The organism is Jeotgalibacillus sp. R-1-5s-1 (genome assembly GCF_004405105.1).
GTDB lineage: Bacteria > Bacillota > Bacilli > Bacillales > Jeotgalibacillaceae > Jeotgalibacillus.
The window spans coordinates 1-702 of the sequence record NZ_SORW01000035.1 but is presented as its reverse complement, the minus strand read 5'-3'; the positions used below and the strand labels follow the sequence as shown (position 1 = coordinate 702).

General features: G+C 46.4%; 1 protein-coding gene. It reads right to left on the bottom strand.

The window, feature by feature from the left end:
• Nucleotides 1-174 precede the first annotated feature (174 nt).
• The coding region (locus E2491_RS12585) for a helix-turn-helix domain-containing protein (RefSeq protein ID WP_166805875.1) at nt 175-702 on the bottom strand (528 nt) is incomplete at its 5' end.

The following is a 702-nucleotide window of genomic DNA, read 5'->3' as shown; positions in this document are numbered from 1 at the left end:
TCTTGATCTCTCCGAGTAGCCATTCATTTTCCTCCTGTTGGTCAGTCGGTGTATGGTTCAGCCATTTGTAGTAACCGGATCGTGATACTTCAAGCAGTTGACAAAGCAGTTGGATCGACGCTTTTGTCTCTTCATGATAGTCATGGATCGCCTGAAACTTATGCAGATGAATCCCTAATCGCGCATGCTGGCCCTCCTTTCGATTTCCTTCAGCTTTTTTAAAAGACCGTTCTCCGTCTCAAGGTATCGGTTGCGATGGTCCAGTTCTTTGATGCGCAGCTTCAACTTTTCCACTTCTGTCAAATTCGACTTTGACTCCAAGGTCTTACCGCGTCGATCGTGAAGTCCTGTCTCTCCATCAGCCTGATATTTCCGTACCCATCCATAGACCTGTTGATACGAGACCTGATATTTCTCCGCAGCCCCATGATAGTCAAGGTCGTGGGCGATTGCGTATTGGACGATCTCTATCCGTTCCTGTAGTGTTGTCTTGCGTCCTGTGCTCATCTTTTTATTCCCCTCACTAGTGGATTTTAAGTCTTTTCCACTAGTGTAACGCTTTATCCATCTTCGTAAAACAGAGGAAGTTGAAATGTTGAAACGAGCACAGGTCTCACTGAGGCTCCCTTGACCCGCCAGATAATAATCCACTGCCTGTCGTTTCAATTCCTGAGAGTACGCTTTCCAGGTCTTCGATTCCTT